General features: G+C 35.4%; 10 protein-coding genes. All 10 read right to left on the reverse strand.

Annotated features, from left to right (window positions below; genetic code table 11):
* Positions 1-11: 11 nt before the first annotated feature.
* The 10 genes from yfmH to CLOCL_RS21640 all read right to left on the reverse strand — a co-directional run bounded on the left by yfmH (position 12) and on the right by CLOCL_RS21640 (position 21,415).
* Entirely contained in the window at positions 12-1,295 is a 1,284-nt protein-coding gene (gene yfmH / locus CLOCL_RS11840) for an EF-P 5-aminopentanol modification-associated protein YfmH (protein WP_014255575.1), read from the reverse strand.
* Positions 1,296-1,424: 129 nt separating this feature from the next.
* The gene (yfmF, locus tag CLOCL_RS11845) at positions 1,425-2,714 is read right to left on the reverse strand and encodes an EF-P 5-aminopentanol modification-associated protein YfmF (protein ID WP_014255576.1); all 1,290 of its coding nucleotides are present in this window, start codon (positions 2,712-2,714) and stop codon (positions 1,425-1,427) included.
* A gap of 505 nt (positions 2,715-3,219) precedes the next feature.
* Positions 3,220-4,929, reverse strand: a complete 1,710-nt coding sequence (locus CLOCL_RS11855; RefSeq protein ID WP_041715134.1) for a sensor domain-containing diguanylate cyclase — start codon at positions 4,927-4,929, stop codon at positions 3,220-3,222.
* Between the two features lie 385 nt (positions 4,930-5,314).
* Positions 5,315-11,299 (reverse strand): sugar-binding protein, encoded by a 5,985-nt coding sequence (locus CLOCL_RS21105; protein ID WP_014255578.1) that lies wholly within the window; start codon positions 11,297-11,299, stop codon positions 5,315-5,317.
* Positions 11,300-11,872: 573 nt separating this feature from the next.
* Entirely contained in the window at positions 11,873-12,877 is a 1,005-nt protein-coding gene (locus tag CLOCL_RS11870; protein ID WP_014255579.1) for a LacI family DNA-binding transcriptional regulator, read from the reverse strand.
* A 520-nt stretch (positions 12,878-13,397) separates the two neighbouring features.
* A complete protein-coding gene (locus CLOCL_RS11875; RefSeq protein ID WP_014255580.1) occupies positions 13,398-15,041 on the reverse strand; it encodes a family 43 glycosylhydrolase in 1,644 nt (547 codons plus the stop codon).
* Between the two features lie 330 nt (positions 15,042-15,371).
* Positions 15,372-16,310, reverse strand: a complete 939-nt coding sequence (locus tag CLOCL_RS11880; RefSeq protein ID WP_014255581.1) for a dockerin type I domain-containing protein — start codon at positions 16,308-16,310, stop codon at positions 15,372-15,374.
* A 75-nt stretch (positions 16,311-16,385) separates the two neighbouring features.
* Complete coding sequence (locus CLOCL_RS11885) at positions 16,386-17,090, reverse strand: L-ribulose-5-phosphate 4-epimerase (RefSeq protein ID WP_014255582.1); 705 nt, start codon at positions 17,088-17,090, stop codon at positions 16,386-16,388.
* A gap of 18 nt (positions 17,091-17,108) precedes the next feature.
* Positions 17,109-18,704, reverse strand: a complete 1,596-nt coding sequence (locus CLOCL_RS11890) for a xylulokinase (RefSeq protein WP_014255583.1) — start codon at positions 18,702-18,704, stop codon at positions 17,109-17,111.
* A gap of 323 nt (positions 18,705-19,027) precedes the next feature.
* Positions 19,028-21,415: an endo-1,4-beta-xylanase gene (locus tag CLOCL_RS21640; protein WP_014255584.1), complete on the reverse strand. Its 2,388-nt coding sequence runs from the start codon at positions 21,413-21,415 to the stop codon at positions 19,028-19,030.
* Between the last annotated feature and the right edge of the window lie 169 nt (positions 21,416-21,584).

Consider the following 21,584-nt stretch of genomic DNA (forward strand, 5'->3'; position numbering starts at 1 on the left):
GTTCATCCCCCTTATGCTGGTTTTATTACCGAAATTGCAAGCCTTTCGGCAGCAAAATGTTCTCTGAATACTTTATTTACATATTCAAAAGTTATTTTATCATATACTTCCATATAATCAAAGATATTAACTTCTTTAAAATAAACCGATACAAAGTTATGGGCAATCCTTTCTACAGAGTTAAACTGCTTAACAAATCTACCTTTTTGAGCTCTCCTGATCCTTTCATAGGTTTCCATATTAAGGCCACTCTGTTGAAGGGATGTTATTTCTTCCAGTACTTTTTCTTTAACCTTCAACGGATCCTTCGATTCCCCTCCAAAAGCCGAATAAGCATAATTTTCCTCTATTGTGTAGTCAAATTCAAAAGTATTGTTTATAAGTCCCTCATTATAAAGGTCATTATATAACTTTGAGCTTCTTCCCATTATCATTTCCAGAAGAATTTTCACTGCTGTTTCTCTCATAAGGCAGTCCATACCTTTAGAGCAAAAACCGCTGTCCTTATAGCCCATTTGGAATAAAGGCATTGCTACTGCAAGTTTCTGCTCCACATAACTTTCATTAATTTTATCAGGTTCATCGGGAAAAATCCTTTTTATCTCAGGTTTACTGGCACTCACTGATATACTCTTTTCTACCTGTTCAAAAACTTTAGGAGCATCAACATCCCCCACTACCACAATAATCATATTGGAAGGATGATAGAAGGTATTATAGCAAGTATATAAAATGTCTTTATTTATTTTACTTATACTTTCAATACTTCCGGCAATATCAATCTTTATAGGGTTATTCACATAAAAACCCCTCAAAAGGTTAAAGAATACCCTCCAGTTTGGATTATCTTCGTACATCCTGATTTCCTGACCAATAATGTCCTTTTCCTTTTCCACACTTTCTTCTGTAATATATGGATTTTGAACGTAGTTTAGCAAAAGTCTAAAATTCTCATCAAATTTGTCAGTACACGAAAAAAGATAGGCAGTTTGGGCAAAACTGGTATATGCATTCGGATTTGAACCTAGCTGTGAAAATTTGTCCATCACACTTCCATCTTTCTGTTCAAACAGCTTATGTTCAAGGAAATGTGCTATTCCGTCCGGAACTGTTGTGATTTCACTCTCGCCTGGCACAATAAATTGATTGTTTATCGAACCGTAATGGGTTGCAAAAGTTGCAAATTTCTTCGAATATCCTCTTTTTGGTATAACAAAGCATTTAAGGCCGCTTCTATGCTCATAAATATGCATGGTTTCATCAATATTTTTATATTCCACAGTTTTTATATCCATTGGTTATTCTCCCTTCATATAGCCTCTAAAAATTATTATAAAATAAAACAATCTATAAAACTTCAATAATATGACAAAAAAATTTATAGCTCATATTGAATTGATTATTTTTGAAACGGTATAAATAAACTACATAGATGTCAAAAAATACACAGTGTCCATTTCAATACAATTTGCAATATCTATAACGTCCTGCCTTGAAACTTTTTTTACTTTTTCAATTATGTCATCGGGCGAGTCCTTTGTTCCTGCAATTATTTGACTTAAGTTGAAATCTACTATTTGCAGTTGACTGTCTTTAAGCGACTTTATCCCGGTTTCTATGCTTTTGATGGATGATTCAAACTCATAATCGGAAATATTTCCGTTTTTCATATCTTCAAGCTGTTTCACAATGACCTCATAGGCCTTATCTTTATTGCTAATTTCTATACCGGCACTTATAACCATCAAGCCTTTAAACTTTTCAAGCCTTGAAAAGACATAATAAGCCATACCGTTTTTTTCACGGACGTTTTGGAACAGTTTTGAATGTATACCTCCTCCTAAAATACTGTTATAAAGCATCAACTTGTAATAATTCTCCGAATTGGGTTCAATATTGGTTCTAAAACCGACAGATAACTTTGCTTGATTAACATTCATCCGTTCAACTACTTCTCTAGCTTGTGATACATGTTTCTCAACATTAGTCGGCTGTATCTTTTTTATTTCCCTTCGATTAATCTGCTTGAGTTTATCAATAATATACCCTGTCTTATCATCGTTAAAGTCTCCGGAAATAAAAACGTAAACCGGCAATGTTTCCAAAAAATATTTATAATGCTCATAGAGATTGTTTTCAGTTATGGTATCTATATCTTCAACGGTGCCATATTCAAAAATACCAAAGGGTTCATTTTCACACATAACTTCAAGGCATTTGTCAACACCATACTGTACTTTGTCATTCACTCTGCTCTCAATAAGTTCCTTGAGATTTTTAGCTTCCTGCTGTACATATTCCCTCTTAAACACTCCATTTTCCGTAACAGGGTTTGTTATAATCTCAAACAAAAGGTCAAAAGCCTTCTTAGTCAAATCAGTTTCCCCACTTGCGTATTTATCGCATATAAAATCCAAATAAAACTGAATTATTTGGTTCTCACCTTTTTTTGTCACACCGCAGTCAAAAGTTGCACCATATAATTCCTCAAGGTAAAGTGATATATCCTGAATTGTCGGAAAATTGACACTGCCCCGCCTGAGAACTGCCGGTAGCATTGCATTCTTTGAAGCATTTTCCCTGCTCAGATTATCATGGAAAAATACGTTTATTGAATTGGTCTTAAACCTGTCTGTTTTAATCTGATAGACTTTTATACCGTTAAAAGAAGCAACTTCCAACACTTGACCGTCCGATAATACATTATTTGCCATTTAACCAGTCCTCTCAATTTTATTTTAATACTTCACTTTATATTAGTATAATAAAAACACCCTGCTTTATTCAATATTTGGTAAACATTTTGATGTTCCACTTAACAATGGCAGAAAGGCGATTATAAAAAAGCCCTCAGCTCTTTAAAATATAGCTTTCAAGCCATATAGCAGTGAAATAGCTACTTAAGTTGCAAGCATAATATTATACAATAAAAAGCTGCAAAGACTGCGCCCTCGTGGTTCCTTTAATAAACAGAAACTAAAAAGAAATAGCCTTACACTATAGAACGACTATTGTACCTTATTGAGCAGGAAAATCAAACTAAAAAGCTTCAGATAAAAATATGGGTAGATAATGTTTCAAGAAGGATAATAGCAGCACAGAGACAAAGAAAAATAATTCCAGAAATAAAAAAATTCTCAATACTTCAGCAAATAAACACAAAAACTACCTGCGTTATTTCAGCCGGGTAGTTTTTGTGTTTTTTAACGTATTTGACATCTAAATGTTTTTATTATGATCCACCCCAATTTTATTCACCATGGATTTACGTTTATACTCATCTTTGTCACATTCCATCATTTGCTTCATTTCATACATCAATTTATCGCTTCTTTTAATAACATCGTGTATATCTTCATCCAATTCAGGATTAAAACATGCCGTTCCATAAGAAAGTTCCAGCGGATAAGGAAGATTCTGTTCCTTTATCATCCTTTCCAAATCCTGTTGTATATTCTCTATCGGTTCATAAGTTATACAAATAAGCTCATCCCCTCCTATACGGAACACCTCTCCTTTACTACCTACTATGTTTTTTATAATATTATAGCAAATTCGTATAGCTTCATCTCCAGTATCATGTCCATAATGATCATTTATATATTTCAAATAATTCAAATCAAATTCCGTTATATGAATATTTTTCAAACGCTCGGGATCTTTAGAAATTTCAACGATTTCCTTTTCAAAGGCATTACGATTTTTAGCCTGAGTCATAAGATCCAAATCTGCCATTTTTATTATAAGTTCATTTTTCTCCTGATCCGCAATAATCTTTAAGTAGCGTTTCCAGGAAAAAGTCAGTATAGTAATTACGGAAATCAAAATGCTTATTGGAAAGGTAACAAAACGTTCACTGTAGATTCTTAAATAATATAAAACAACATCAAATACTGCACCAAATAATACAATCATTAACGGTATCAATAATAATTTAATTCTTGTATTCTTTTCTACCACTAAATCATATATAATTGCACCTATAGCCAATACTATTTCCAGTATAAGCATAACAATAAAGAAAAATAATAGTTCGAACAATTCTTTAACCTTTGTAATCTGTAAAATGAAAGCTGTTAATACAAACAAAGTATGAACGGTAATCATAGCACCTATAATTTTTTTGCATCTTTCACGGCATAGGTTGTAAATATAAAAACTAAACGCAATAGGCATCAGAAATAAGCAATAATAATCAACAAAATATGTTATTTGTGCATTCCCAATAATTAAGCTGAAAAAATCATACTGGTTTATGCTCCATAAACCACTGCAAAGTGCACAAATACCGATTAATTTAAAATTATCATCCCAATGCCCGGTTTTAATACGCAACGAGAAATAAATAATAAGCGATAAAACACCTGCCATAATAATAAATGTACATATCATGATTCCAGGGAACTTTTTTAAAATAAGTGCGGCATAAACAGAATTTTGATTGGCATAAGATACCTTCTTTACTACTCCTGCATACTTATCATTAACTGAAACCATTTCTATAACAAGTCTTTTCCCATTACTCCTCGAAGGAATAGTTATGACATTATTTAAAAAACCTTTATTGTCTTTAAATAGAGGATATTGAGAATTATTATAGCCATAGGAATAAATTTCTTTGCCATCTAATGTAACTCGAACCGAATCATATGCTGTAAAAATACACAATGCCTGTGAATCTTTAAATGTTTCAGGAAGTATTCGGGAGATAGAAAAAGTATCCCCAGCCTTTGTTTCATAATTTGTATAAGGTAATTTAACATTTTTAACCAGCTTATCATTAACTCTATAGTCCCAGCCTTCATTCATAGAAATCAATTCTTCAAATTGAACACCAGTATTCTGATAAGGGAAAATAAAACCAACAAACAAAAATACAAGTAATGCAAACAAACATATTCCTTCAAAAATTCGGCTAATAATTTTCAAGTTTCAGAACCCTCCAGCGTATTCAATTGTTTTATCTTATTCTAAACCAAATGCACTATTTTTGAACTGTTCATAAAGGAGCAATTCAGAGTATGCATATAATTTACCAGATAATCAAGCGATATTCCTGAATACTTTAAAATTTTTTCTGGAAAACCATGACTTTATAACTTAATTTAATTTTTGAATTTGACTATAAATAATATAAGTATATACAGTAATTATATCATATTTTATAAACTTGTGATATAGATGTTAAGCAATGGATTGTATCAATTTGCTGCAGGAAAAAAGAAATGCACCTCCAAACATTTGATTGTTATCAAACATTTGAGGTGCACATCACTATTGGCAAATAGCCATCTTTATAAAGAATCAGTTACATTTATTGCTCGTTTCCCTCTAAACCGACAGAAATAATATTCCAGAAAGAATCTTTTTCTTTATATTCTCTGTCAAAGATCAACGGGTCTTGAGATCCACGCCATGAATGCTGATCGTTGATACCCCATAGTGTTACCGAGGAGATATAATCTTTGTAATCGATATAGATCTGGAACAATTCTTTATAGATCTGTGCCTGTTTTGCTGCCATAGCTGAATCCGGTGGCGGGCCATTGCCATCAATAGCTGTCGCAATATCAAGTTCTGTAATCTGAACATCGTAACCTGCTGCAACGAATTTTTCAATTGTTTCTCTGTATTGGTCCATTGGAGGGTACTCAATATTTACATGGCTTTGCATACCAATACCGTCAATATTACCGGCTGCTTTTGCCTCTGCCAATAATTCAATGATCTGTTCTGCTTTTCCTTCATCATACTCATTGTAATCATTGTAGTATAACTTAATGCCGGTGCCTTCTGAAGCTTTTCTTGCATATTCAAAGGCCTTTGTAACATAGGAGTAATCCCCATAAACAGTCTTCCAGTTGTTATACGGCATTGTATAAGATGAAACAACTTCGTTACATACATCGTAAGCATAGAACAGATCCGGATATTTTTCTTTGATATGTCCAAATACCTGATTTATAAATTGTTCAAGACGTTTATCCATTGTAGCCGGATCTACATAAGCACCGTTATCGTCAAATCCTTCTTTGAAGAACCAAGCTGGAGTCTGGCTATGCCATACTAAGGTGTGTCCTCTAAGCTTCAAACCGTTAGCTACTGCAAAATCACAATACTGATCCATTTTTTCAAAATTACATACAACCTCGCCTGCTGCTTGTGATGCAGCCTTATCCAATAACGCTTCCGGCTTCATATCATTTTCAGCAGTGATACTGTTGTAGTGTGTCAATAAATTCTTTGTATACCTTTCGTCATTTAATCCGTTCAAATGAACGGCTGCACCTATATAGAATTTATCACCGTATACCTCTTTTAAGCTATAACTTCCCAATGCCGCTATTGCTGCATCTAATGCCTCAATCGCTTGTTCTATTTCATCGGAAGTTGCGTCAGCTTTAGCAATAATATCTTCTGCTTTAGCTGCTGCTTTATTCACTTCTTTTCCATTTGGCAAGGAGCTTAAATCCAAATTGGCATATCTCTTAACAACACTCATGAACTTTATTATATCGTTCAATTCGTTATATGCTGTATCTATTTGAGCCTGAGTTGTTGCATTATCAATTGCCTCTTTCGCATTTTCCAATCTCGCGGTGAAAGCTGCAACGCCTTTTGAAAATGCAGATACGTCAACCTTCTGGGCAGATTCAACTAACGACATTAACTTATACGGATTTATTCCGGGAACATCTCCCTCCCTTTTACCGGTAAGTATAACTTCACCGAACAAGGAGGTGTTATTCCATGCACTATCAGTGGTATCAAATATGGTGATTGTTCCGGCTCTACCCGAACCAATACAATCATTTACCTGCAATTCAATGCCATAAACGGTATCGTTCTTTGCAGCCTTCAGTAACTCAATTCTTCCTTCCACAATGTACTCATTTTCCCCAACCTTGGTAGCTGTGTAGAAACGGCTGGCATCACCTACATCATAGGACCTGACATTATTGTAATTTACTCTGTAATGTACGTCATCATAGCCATAGGATACAGACTTATTATTGTTCTCATCCAGGAAGATTTCAACAGAGTCCTGTTCCCAGGCATTGAAAGGTGCAACCGACATATTGGGATCCTTTACCTGTGCAAGGAAATAAAGTGCATTGTCATCCCATAATAACTTAAATGTTGCCCTTGCTTCTACTGCTGCACCGTTTATATGTGGAGGCTGAATCTCAATTGCCTTATTCCAAACCTCATCAATTACACCATCTATCTTTGGTGTACCATATTTTGCAACGATTCTTCCGTCTGCTGTAAATCCATTATCATCAGTTACTATATCCGGACTTTCAATTTCTTTCTCAGCAAAGAATAAATCCGGCAAGATGTTATATAGATACTGATTTACGCATTGCCATGTATGTGTTCCGCCTTCGAGCAATAAGAAGTATAAGTTACCTTTTGATAAATCCGCATTGTAAATAAAGATTGGGTTGCCTTCGCTATCTTTTTGATTAGCCAAAGCTGGAATTGCATTTACCATTCCGCCATACGCAATATCATCAGTACCGGTAGCTGCAAATACATAGTAATCAGTTAAGGAATAACCCTTTACGACATTTGTAAAATCAGCATTTCCCGGGCCACCGCATAGCGGTATATAATACTTGAAGTAATCAAAACGGTTCCTCATGAGAGTAAATGTACATCCTGCTCCTTGAGAGAATCCGCCAACCGCACGATGATTTCTTGCAGCTTTCAGATCTTCCTGAGAACCTGATGCTGAATATGTATTATATTTTGTTTCGATAAACGGTAGAATCTCGTTGATCATTTCATACTGCAATCTTCCCGATTCCATACCTCTATAACCGGGAGTAACAACAATCATCGGATCAAGTTCGCCATTGGCAATCATCATGTCAAGTACTTTCTTCATAACAGTGGTTACGCTAGGATCGCCAAATACTGTGTTTTGGTTCTCTGATGTACCGTGAATCAAATATAACACATTATATTTTGTGTCTTTATCCTCCGGATTATAGCCTGCAGGAAGATATACTAGCAAATCTTTTTTAACTGCTTCACCGCGTGTTCCGTCATCGCTATACTCATATGTATCATAGTATTCTCTTACAACTGTTCCCTTTGCACTATCGTCATAATCCGCTCCGGTGAGATACTCTGCAGGAATTCTTCTAAACTCTTTTATTTTTGCTATTTCCGGATCCAAGTCCTTAATATCTTTATGAACAAGTTCTTTTATTGCCTGATAGATAGAAGCACAGAGTGCATCAACTTTCTCTTGATCACCTGTAGCGATTGTTGCATCGGCTTGAGCTACCAATTCTTTCACTTTAGCTGCAGTTTCGTCAGTATAACGAACCAATTCAATGTCGTTTGCAATACTAACCATCTTTAATAAATCATATTTGTTGAAGCCCATTACATCGTCAGCACTTTTTTCACTGAGAACAAGTTTACCGAATTTTGTTGGGCTTAAATATGTAGTACTTGTTTTATCGAATACATTCAAAGTACCGGTTCTGTTTCCACCCTTAGCATCATTTACCTGCAACTCAAAACCATAGATATTGTTGCTCTTTGCCGGATTTTGCAGGGCAAGCCTTGCTTCAACAATATATCCGGTTACATTACCTTCAGCATCTTTCTTTTTAGATGTTGCAGTATATAATAGGTCTAAGCTTCCACGGTCGGAAGAAAGACTGTTTTCACAGCTAATTCTATAATGTCTGTCATCAAGGTCAAAGATATTCTCTACGGCATTATTGCCTTCATCCAAGAATATTTCAACACAGTCTCTGTTATAAACTGTTCCTGATGATACATCTAAGGCATTATCAGTAACATCGGCCAAAACATAGATTGCCCTATCATCCCATAATACTTTAAATTTAGCTGTTGTATCTGTTGATCCGGTACCCGATGGAGTCGCCGGAACAAAATCAGCTTTATCCCATACTTCATCGATTTCACCATCGATCACCGGTGAACCGTACTTGGCAATCATGTTGCCGTTAGCGTCCAAACCTTTAATCTTTAACTCTGCAAATGCTTTGTCCAGTGCATTAATTGCTTTTTCTATCTTATCGGGTGGTATGACTTCCTTTGCCAGAAGTTTTTCTGCCTCTTCCACTGCTTTTCTAACAGCATTTGCACCCTCAGTCTGGTATAAGGATAAATCCATCTTTGCCGCTTTTGAAACTGCATTTGCAAATGTAATTACACTATTCAAATCTTCATAAGCTTTATCTATATCCTTCTGAGTTGATGAATTCTTTGCGATTACATCTTTTGCTTTCTTTAACTGTGCCTTAAATGCTAAAGCTTCAATATCCATCTTCTCGGCAGAATCAATTAACTTGATTAATTTGTAAGGGTTTAGTCCTGGAACATCTCCGTCCCTTTTACCGGTAAGCACAATTTCGCCAAATAAGGACGTATTATTCCATGCACCATCAGTCTTATCAAATACAGTGATCGTTCCTGCTCTGCTTGTTCCAATACAATCATTTACCTGCAATTCAATACCGTAAATGGTATTATTCTTTGCAGTATTCAGTAACTCAATTCTTCCTTCCACAAGATATTCATTATCACCTATCTTTGTAGCTGTATAGAATCGATCGCCGTCACCGTTGTCAATTGACTGAACATTATTGTAATTTACTCTGAAATGCAAGTCATCAGGACCGTAAGATGTAGTCTTATCATTATTCTCATCCAGGAAAACTTCGACAGAATCTTGTTCCCAAGCATTCCAGGCTGCAACCGACATGTTGGGATCTTTTACCTGTGCAAGGAAGTAAAGTGCATAGTCATCCCATAACACCTTAAAGGTTGCAGTTGCTTGTACTGCCGGATTGTTTATATTTGGAGGCTGAATCTCTATTGCTTTATTCCATACATCATCAATTTCTCCATCTATCTTCGGTGTACCATAGTAAGCAACAATTCTTCCCTCGGCTGTAAAGCCCTTATCATCCACTTCGGTATCTACAGGAGAAATAGTACTTGTTGCTGTTGGGGTTGGAACTGCAGTAGGTTTAACTGTTGGGGTTGCAATTGAATCTTTGCCAACGATATAAATTTTGCCATCCACTTCTACATAAACCTTAAAACGTCCCTCAACTTTTGGAATTGATTTCATATCTTTTACAGAGATCTTTGATTTTGAAGCAGCCTCTGTTTCTAATTTAAGTACTGCTTTATGAGAAGCATTCATATGAAGTGCAATTTTTGTATTAACTTTAACGTCAGGAGAATTTACATTTAAATTAGGAAGGTCTTTCGTAGTTCCATTGAGATTTATGTCACACGGACTTAATACGTCAATTTTTGCATTTCCATTTAAGGTTAGATCCAATTTAATCTTAGGTTTAGGTAATTTATCTTTGCTTTTATCAACAATAATCTCACAATCTGCATTTTTTTCAACTGTGATTTTAGCTGAATCATAGACGGTTATTTTATTTCCTTTAGCAAATTCATGCCAGTTATGATCTTTTAAAGCACGAATTGTAACTTTTTTAAAGACTCCGTAATTATGTATTGATGCTTTAGGTGCATCGACAACCAATTCTTTTTCTGAGTAGTCACCCTTTGGAATTGTTAATTTTACATCTTTCTTGGAATTGATAAGAATTGTACTTGATTTACTTGATTTTAAAGCATTTTCGAGTTCTTTTTGAGAAGAGACCTCAACTTCCGTTGATATCTTAATTTCCACTTTATCGGTACGAGATTTATTAACTGTGGTAGCTTTAATTGTTACCTTACCGCTTTTTAATGCAGTTACAACACCTTTTTCATCAACCTTGGCAACTGTAGTATCGCTTGATGTCCAGTTTACAGAATCAGAAGCATCTTTGGGTGTAAAAGTATAATTTAAATCATAGGTTTCACCAACTACCATGGATTGAATCTTATTATTTATTGTAACCTTATCAGCAGGCTTTTTGGAAGGTTTTTGTACAACTACTTTTGCTTCGAGAGTTTTAACGCTTTTTCCGGAAATAATTTTGCAGGTAATTGTTGTACTTCCTGCTTCACGCGCTTTTACAACACCTTCATTATTGACTGTTGCAACTTTCTTGTTGCTGCTTTCCCATAGACACGTTGATTTTGGCGGTTTATTTACGATATCGAAATCATAAGTTCCCCCAACCAAAATCGTTCTGAAACTTGTTTCTTTAAAGACAGGGTCTTCGCTTGCTTTTGCTGCACTAGCCGCCTGAATTCCTGACCCCCCCAGACTTGAAACTACCATGAAACCGACAACCAACATTGCAATGACTTGCCTAAAGATCCTACTTTTCTTCATAAGTTGTCTCTCCTTTTCTATTATAGTCTCGTGGTGCAAGATAACAATATAAATGCAGTAAATCTACTCATTTAATAATGTGAAAATTTACTGCATTTATAACATTATGCTAACATATATTCCATAATTATTCAATCAAAGTTCTTCAACACATTATTAGAATTTATTCATAATTTCCTGCTTTTTTTACATTGTTTTTTCATTTTATGACGTTAATTTACAGCATAACAAATAGATAAATGCTTATTACATTTTTAGTTCAAAAAATTTTTGGTTGTAAAGTAATAATAGTTATTTTCTTTACTATATAACATACTGTAAGAGACCCATTATCAAAAGAACTGCGGAAAAATGAAGTAATTGTGTTATAGATAAAAGTGAAAATCCAAAAAACAAAGATATTCCAAGTCCAGAATATCAGTTTTAATGGGAAAGAGCGAAAAACTCTTAGATTTCTCTATTCTTAAATTTAATCAATTTTTCTGTCAGTTCATTAATAAAGAAAGAATATTCCTTACAGAACTCTCATGATATTTTGAGCACTGGGTTATGAAATCCTGTGGGTTAAAAACTCTATATTGTAGTTTCTCTTAAAACTAAATTGGGCTTTAAGATAATATCTTTATTACTTATTTTTTTACCTTCAATAAGTTTTATCAACTGTTTTGCTCCCTCAACTCCCATTTCATAAGCTGGCTGTCCTACTGTCGAAAGCTGAGGTTCAATATACCTTGAAATGTCAACATTATCAAAACCAATAATCTCAACCTGCTTGGGTACTTCAATATTTCTGCTCTTTAAAGCCATAATTGCACCGATAGCCATAAGGTCATTACAGGCAAAAATTGCAGTAAACTCTTTTCCCTTATCCAATAGCTCTATTATCCTATTATAACCGCTATCAAACTGAAAATCTCCTTCAACAATGATATCTTCGTCAATTTCTATATTCTTCTCTTCTAAAGCCATGCAATAGCCATCCAATCTGTGTCTTGATATAATAAGTGATTTTGGTCCCGATATAAAAACTATTTTTTTATGCCCTCTATTAACTAAGTAATTAGCTGCAATATATGCCCCTTTAGTATTGTCAAAAAACACACTGGCATCGTATTGATCTCCCTCAACACATCTATCCAAAACAACAAGAGGTATGTTTTTGCTTTTTAAAATATTATAATGAAAACTTGTCTCATTCATGCTCGAAGACAAAATAACACCATCAACACTTTTTTCTATAAAAGCATTAATGTACCCCTTTTCCTTCTCAGGATTATTGTCTGAATTGCAAAGGAAAAGACTGTAGCCATATTTGTTTGCATAATCTTCCACACCTCTCACAAGGAGCGGATAAAATGAGTTAGCAATATCAGTAATTATTAATCCTATTGATTTCGTTTTTTTCGTTACCAGCCCCCGAGCTACCATACTTGGTTGAAAACCGGATTCTTTAATTATTCTTAGAATATTTTCTCTGGTTTCTTTGCTTACTCCTTCAGGTTTATTATTTATAACCCTTGAAACAGTAGCTTTAGATACATTGGCCATTCTTGCAATATCAGCTATTGTAATTTTCATAACAATCTCCTCATCAATTGAACTGTTTTGAATGATTCTTTCCAAAAACATTTATCAATTTTTGTAAAATATCATTAAATAAACACTACAAAAATTACAACATATTATAAGTTTTTACAATTATTGGATTTCAAAAGATTCTAACACAACTATACCTTTTGTCAAAATACTAACATAATTTTCATTATAAAAGCAATATCTAATTAAATCTATTTTTAGAAGCTTTTCAACATTGTAATTTATAAAAAAGACCTAATTTAAATTAAACTTTTTTAACCATTCAGAGTCGCATCATTTTCTCTTTTACAGAAAAAAACGTTCATCAATTCTTTAATATTCAAACAGAATAAAACAATTAATTAAGATTTAAGGATAATTTAAATTTTAGTTTCTATATGTATGCATAATTTTTTTATTTTTCAAATAAAAACAGCTACTGTATCTTTATAATCATAAAGATACAATAGCTATAAAATTTCAATTAATTTAGAAAAACTCTATTCTTCTTAAATTAAAACCCTTAAGCTTCAGCCGGGAAAACAGATATCATTCCCAACAAATATTGTTTTAAAAGAGCATAATCTATCGAATTTACATCATTGTCTCCATTAAGATCGGCATTGGATATTTTATCGGTCATACCAAGCAAATACATTTTAAATTCTGCAAAATCCAAAGAATTAATATCTCCATCACCATTTATATCTCCCAGTTTAGTTTTAACAGTTGTAGGAGTTGGTGTTACTATAGGAGCCGGTGTTGGAGTTGGTGTTGCTTCAGAAACCGGAATAAACTTCCATTTGCTGAAATTAAGCAGATAGCCGCTTCCTCCGGTAAACCTGAAGAATACATCATGAACACCAGTTACACCAGAAACATCGCACTTCTCAGTTACCCATTTCTGCCAACCACCAGTTGACGGTACATTTAAAGTTCCAATCAACTTTCCTGTTACGCTGTCCAATCTAATTTCAATTTTACCGCCATTTGTATCGCTGGCAACTCTAGCTTCAAAACCTTTAGCTCCGCTGCTGCCAAAATCTACTCCTTTAACCTGAATCCAGTCTCCATTCTCTATAAAACCTACATTACGTCCGCCTTCACTGCATTCTTCAGTCTCTATACCATTCTCTTTGTGCATGGTTACAGCCAAATTTTCTATGTAAGGATTTACATATTTCAGTTGAGGCAATCCGTCCACTGTAGGAACTACTTGCTTAATGGTGCCGTCTGCGTTATAGAACAACTGGTCAATACAAACATTCCTTTGGTAATTGGTATCCACACCTCTTGATTTACTTACAGTTCTGTTGTGATATACACAGTACCAGTTATCTTTAAACTGTACGATAGAATGGTGGTTATTATTATTGAAATTATCGGGTGGCTGCGGCAATATAACCCCTTTATATGTAAAGCCTGAAATAGGATTATTGCTCATCATATATTCAATCTTAGATGCACCCTGGCTGTAGTCGCTGGCATATGAAAAATAATAATTTCCGTTATATTTATGCATATAGGCAGCTTCAAAAAAGCGCGGTGCAGTCATAGTCATGGCCGATCCCACAGTACTTATCATATCATTTCCCAATTTAATAACTCTTATGTTTGATGCTCCATTTCCTCCAAAATACATATATGCTTGTCCATCATCGTCAATAAATACTCCAGGGTCAAACAACCACATATTGTTTGCTGGCAAAACTCCGGGAGTATTTGTACTTACCAAAGGACCTCTAAGCGGATCTTTAAATGGTCCGGTCGGACTGTCACTTACTGCTACACCGATACCATTTCCTCCATTACCGTAGTACAAATAGAATTTATTGTTGCGGTAAACAACTGAAGGTGCCCAAGTCTTATTAGCCCAGCTGGAATCCTTAGAAGCATTGAAAACTTCTCCGTGGTCTGTCCAGTTTTTCAAATCGTCAGTTGATATACAAGTAATATCCGGTATGTTGTAAGTATTCTGGCCTGGTGTTACGTCTACGTCATGAGAGCAATAAATATAAAGTCTTCCATTATACTCTATTGCAGTTGGGTCTGCAGTATAACGTTGGGAGAATATAGGATAATCTGCAAAACTCTTTTGCGGCATAAGCACCGTCAATAAACCGATAGTAAGGATAATAGCCCAAGCCTTATAATGTCTTTTAATCATAAGATCACTACCTCCTATACAAATTTGTTCAAAATTTTTATCGCACCTTAGAAACAGGCACGTTAATATCTTCTGCACAGTCAAAAGTCAGTATTTTTTTAGTAAAACAGATTTTACTTTTCTTTTTCTAAAATACATGTATAGGTTGATTAATTGGATGTATGCGATATAAATACTATAATTACATGAACAGTCCAAAGAATAGTACATAGAAAGGTTTAGTTCCAAATTCCGATATTATTTGACAACTTATTATCCATTTTCTTTCATAGTATCATAAATTTATATTAATAGCAATATATTTAAAATCAATAAAACTATATTTTCAGGCTAATTTTCATAGTACATTCCAAGCAATATAAGTTTCAAATGTGCATAATCGATAGAATCAATCCTACCGTCGTTATTGAGATCAGCTGCAATACTACCGTAAGGAGATGGGAACGATGAATCCATACCAAGCAGATATCTCTTTAAGTACGCAAAATCTATGGAATTCACATCTCCATCACCATTTACATCCCCCTTTTTTACATTGAAGGATGGGGTTGGTGTGGGAACAGGACCATTTGACATTTCCCTTAGAACAGAAATGGTACTTTCAAACCATATTTTAGCAATTTTACTATAGCCACCAGGGTTTAAATGTAAACCGTCGGAAGACAAATCAACGGATGGTGAAAATTGCACATCACTAAGCTTAACAAAATATACGCTTTTACCTTCACTGGCTTTCTGCTGTACTATTCCCGGAATAGCCTCATTATATGGCTTTACAACATCAGGCCATGGGTAATAGTTGGCTACAAATAATTTTATATTGGGTTTATTTCTGAAAATTTGGTCTATCAAATTGCTAAGACCGGTAGTGTTCATCCTACCTGTCTGCAATATATCATTTCCGCCAATCCACAAAAGAACTACATCGGGATTGTACGTATTTAACCAGTTGTCGATATTGCTCGCAATTTGAGGAATGGTCCAACCGGAATGTCCTTCATTATCCCTATCGGGCAAAGAACTTGGACCCTGCTGGTTTGACCCGACAAAATCAAAATTGAGGCCTGCATTTTTATACAGATTGTATAATTCTGTACGATAGCCTCCCATATATGGGTCTCCCATACCTTCGGTACAAGAATCACCTACAGGCATTATTTTTATTGGTGCCGATTGAGCCGGCACTGCTGTAAACATGTTTCCAACTATGGCGCCGATCAAAAATGCCGAAAACAGTATTTTTTTTACTTTTAATTTAAAATTGTACATATACTCCACCTCTAAAATAATTTTACCCCTCTTGTTCTTTATTTTCCGACTTTATGAAAAGCAGTTTCCGTTAAACTAAAGCAATTCTTTTTGCCCATAATAGGCATTAGCTCCGTGTTTTCGGTAAAAATGCTTATTTTGAAGGTAAACAGGCGCCTCTTTTGCATTTTTATTAATACACTCTGTCATATAAGCCATTTTTGCAACTTCTTCCAATACAACTGAATTATGAACGGCTTCATGGGCATCCTTACCCCATGCAAAAGGTCCATGGTTAGCGCATATAACTCCGGGGGTATATACAGGGTTCTTGTTCTTTGTTTTAAAGGTTTCCACTATAACAAGCCCAGTGTTTTTCTCATACCCCGATTCAATTTCCTCCTCTGTAAGACTTCTGGTGCAAGGAACTTCACCTAAAAAGTAATCAGCATGGGTCGTACCGTAAATTGGAATATCTCTGCATGCTTGAGCCCAAGCAGTTGCATGTGAAGAATGGGTATGGACAATTCCTCCAATTTCAGGAAATGCTTTATAAAGTTCAATATGGGTCGGTGTATCTGAAGAAGGTGAATATCTACCTTCAACCACCTTTCCCTCTAAATCGACAACAACCATACTTTCCAGGGATAGTTTTTCATAGGGTACTCCGCTAGGTTTAATAACTATAAGTCCCTGATTTCTGTCAATAGCACTTACATTTCCCCATGTAAAAGTAACCAGATTGTATTTGGGCAAATCCAAATTAGCTTCTAAAACACTCTGTTTTAAACTCTCCAGCATATACCTTCTCCTGTCTAATTAATCTAAATATTCAACTGCAGCTCTTTCAATTGCTAATCCTTTGGAATAACGTCGCATAAATACTTCAAAGCCTTCCCTATCTTTGGAATTTGGCTCTGCTTTACTTACCGACTCTCCTTGAAATACCTTTTCTGAAAGATAATCCTCCAAAGTTTGTTCTTCATCTCTTCTCTTCATATACGCTGCAAGCAAGGCAATACCCCAGGCACCGCCTTCTCCAACTGTGGACATAACCGAAACCGGTACATTAATAGCACCAGCCAAAATACTCTGTGCCACATCTTTGGTCATAAATAGACCGCCATGGGCAAAAATTTCATCTATTTTTACCTTTTCTTCATTAAGCAAAATATCCAAACCTATTTTTAATGAAGCCAGCGAGGAACTTATATGAAGCCGCATGAAATTTCCAAGGTTAAACTTGCTTTCCGGTGTACGTACAAATAAGGGTCTGCCTTCTTCAAATCCTGTCAGATGCTCTCCCGAAAAATAATTATAAGAAAGCAATCCGCCACAGTCAGCATCTCCTTCCAAGGCTTTCATAAACAATGTTTTGTAAAGGACATCCGTTTCAACCTTTACACCAATAGCCTCCGAAAACTCCTTGAATATATTTACCCAGGCATTGATGTCAGAGGTACAGTTATTACAATGTACCATCGCTACCTGGTCCCCGACAGGCGTTGTAACAATATCTATTTCCGTATGAACTTTTTCCAATTCCTTTTCCAATACAATCATTGCAAAAATTGATGTACCTGCAGAAATATTTCCAGTTCGCTTTGCTACTGAATTGGTAGCCACCATTCCTGTTCCCGCATCGCCTTCAGGAGGGCATAAAGGAATACCGGCCTGTAGCTTACCGGAAGTATCAAGAAGCTTTGCGCCAGCCTCTGTAAGGGTTCCTGCTTCTTCACCTGCCACCAAAACTTTAGGTAAAATCTCGGATATCTTCCAAGGATAATTTTTTTCTGCTATCAGTTCATCAAATTGTTTAAGCATTTGTTTATTGTAGTCCTTAGTCGAAATATCAATCGGGAACATTCCAGACGCGTCACATATTCCAAGCACCTTTTCTCCGGTTAATTTCCAGTGTACATACCCGGCAAGTGTTGTGATGAAATTTATTCGTCCGACATGCTCTTCCTTGTTCAAAATTGCCTGATACAAATGAGCTATACTCCATCTTTGCGGTATATTGAAATTAAACAATTCCGTCAGTTTGCTGCAAGCTTCTTCTGTCATGGTATTTCGCCAAGTTCTGAAAGGAACCAGCAATTCTCCCTTTTCATCAAAGGGCATATACCCATGCATCATCGCACTAATACCAATGGCAGCAAGTTTCGTTAATTCAACCCCATAAGAATCTTTTACATTATCCGCCAGTTTCCTATAACAATCCTGCAGCCCTGTCCAGATACTTTCAATACTGTAAGTCCATATTTTATCAACGTATTCATTTTCCCAAACATGACTTCCCACTGCGATGGGTTCATTATTTTCACCTAATAGAACAGCCTTAATACGAGTTGAACCAAATTCAATTCCAAGAATTGCATTTCCTTCTGAAATAAATTGTCTTATCTTCTCCATATATAACCACTTTCCGTTATTATATTTTTATATTAAATATATAATAGTCCTGTTATTATTATATTTCTTATATTATTTATTATCATAATTCCTAAAAAATTACCTTTTATAACAAACCGCATACCTTTTTATTTCAACCAATAAGAAAAATAAGCAGCATAAACTGCAATAATAAAGTGTTTTACATATGAAAATTGCTCTTATCTTATACTTTAGTAATAACTACACATTACATAAATTTACTTTATTAAACAAAATAACGTTCTTCTAAAGACGGCAGCATATAAATATGCTGCCTGTCTTAAGAAGAACAGAAGTATTAATTACTGCATTAATATTTCTTTCAATGCGTTGTAAGCTGGTTTTGGATTGTAGTTGTTGTCATAAATCAATGGTCTTCCGTAACCAGGGAATACTTGTGGAACCCAAGTATGCTGGTCAGTGAATCCCCACAATACGAATGTAGTAACGTTGTCATTATTGAGGCAAATTTCCATTAACTTCCTATATTCGTTTGCCTGTGTCTGGAATGCCTGATATTGATTTGCATTATCAGGTATTCTTATATCTATTTCAGTAAAGGATACCTTTACTCCTAAAGCTGCATATCTCTTAACATTTGTGTCTATGTCTCTAAATGTTTGGTCGCTCATTCCGCTGATAAAGTGGCTCTGGAATCCTATACCATCGATAGGTACTCCTTTTTCTTTCAAGCTCTTAACCAAATTGTAAGCAGCGTTAGCTTTTCCACCCAAGTCTTCAATATTATAATCGTTATAATAGAGAAGTGCATCTGGGTCAGCCTGTCTTGCAGTTCTGAATGCTATTTCTACGAAATCGTTACCGATATTGCTCTTCCAAACACTGTTGTTTCTGAGTCCCCAACCGTTTCCATCGTCTATAACCTCATTAACAACGTCCCATTCTAAGATTTGTCCTTTATAACGTCCCAAAACTTTATTAATATGGTTGTTCATAACTGAAATCAATGAATCACGGTTCCATCTTCCGCTTGTAACCCAACCTGGGTTCTGGCTATGCCATACAAGTGTATGTCCACGTACTTTCATATTGTTGCTTCTAGCAAAATCCATCATTTTATCAGCTTTTGACCAGTTGAAGTTATTCTGAGATGGCTCTAAAGCATCGAACTTCATTTCGTTTTCAGCAACAACCATACCGAACTCTGTTCTGAGAATGTTATTGTATGTGCTATTAGTTTGGTTGTTAAACCAAGGACTGTTTATACATGCACCAAAATATTTACCTTTTGCTGCAGCTAATTGATACAATGCTGTACCTTGCGGTGATGGAGGTGGAGTCTTAACAGGAGTTGGTGTTGAAGGAGGTGTATTATTTTCTGCAGGGAATTTTGATATCATACCCAACAAATATTGCTTAATAATTGCCATATCTATTGAGTTTACATCACCGTCTCCGCTAACATCAGCATTTGCCAATGCTTCACCAGTAAGAGTTGACATACCGAGTAAATGTGATTTAAATGTTGCAAGGTCTATAGCAGTAACTTGTCCATCAAGGTCTAAATCACCATATTTCCTTGAACCAGGATTTCCAGAATTAGTAGGAACAGGGCTGCCGGTGCCAAATGAGAACCAGTCAACGTTTACCGGTCCGCTGAAGCAGAGATACAAGTCTTTGGTACCCGAAGCACCGCTAACATTAGCAGTCATTTCTTCGTATGTATCCCAACCGCCAGTATACGGTACGGACAATGAACCGATAAGAGTTCCGTTTGGACCACCTAATCTTAATTGAATAGTTGTGTTGCTATTATTACCGTTTGCAACATATGCTTTGAAAGAACTTGCACCGTTTCCAAAATTCACACTCTTATATGCAGCATAGTCACCATTGTTTATATATCCTATACCCATACCAATGGATCTTGCTTCAGAACCAACCAACTCATCATAGTCTTCTGCTTCAATTTTTTGGAAAGCATTTTTTTCAGTTACTGGTTTAGAAGTTGCTGGCGCTGAAGTTGTAGATGGTTGTCCGCCAATAATAAGGTCCATTTTTGTCATGTTAGCTTGACCGCTACTCTGATATCCTTCAACAACCATGGAAACTTCATAAAGCCTACCCATTCTCATGCCTCTGGCTTCCCATTGCTTAAAGTGCTCGTGAACAGATATGGTTCCGCTTGTACGTTTCTGTGTACGAACACTCCAATACTGATCGAAAGTTTTGTCTCCTTCAATGGATGGAGCATTGTATCTGGTTGTTTGATAAATTTCGTATGTACCGCCGTCAGCGTTAACATAACCTTTTACCTGATTGCTTCCTGGTGGCTTCCAGGTACCATAGCTCTCAATGATATAATACTCTACAAGAGGACCCTGGGTCCATCCATAAACGGAAAGATATGAGTTACCATTTGGTCTGTAGTCACAAGCATATTCTATGTATATATTTCCGTATTCCTGATATGTTTTTTGTGATCCGAGTTTTTTACCGGTACGGAACAGAATGTTGTTAATGTTGTTCCAGGAACAAGTAAAAGTACCTCCTCCTGTAAGAGTCATTGTTCCATTACCTCTATCTTTCCAGTATTCATAGTCATAACCCTGATATGTTCCTGTAGCATTATTAGTAAGCGTCATTGCTTGCACATTTGCCGGAAGCAAAGTGAACAAGAATGTACAACACATTAGGGTTGAAAAAAATGCCTTTAATTTTTTAGTCATTTTTTGCTCTCCTTTCTTTATTTATGATCTTTTTCATCCAAACCCCTTATACTCCCTTTCCTTCATAGCATATCGCTACATACTGCGTCTTCCTCCCTTCCAATAATTTATGAGATTATTATAATGATCTCTAATTTTAAATTAGAGAAATCATGCACTAAAAAAAGAA

The sequence above is a fragment of the Acetivibrio clariflavus DSM 19732 genome (assembly GCF_000237085.1).
Lineage (GTDB): Bacteria > Bacillota > Clostridia > Acetivibrionales > Acetivibrionaceae > Acetivibrio > Acetivibrio clariflavus.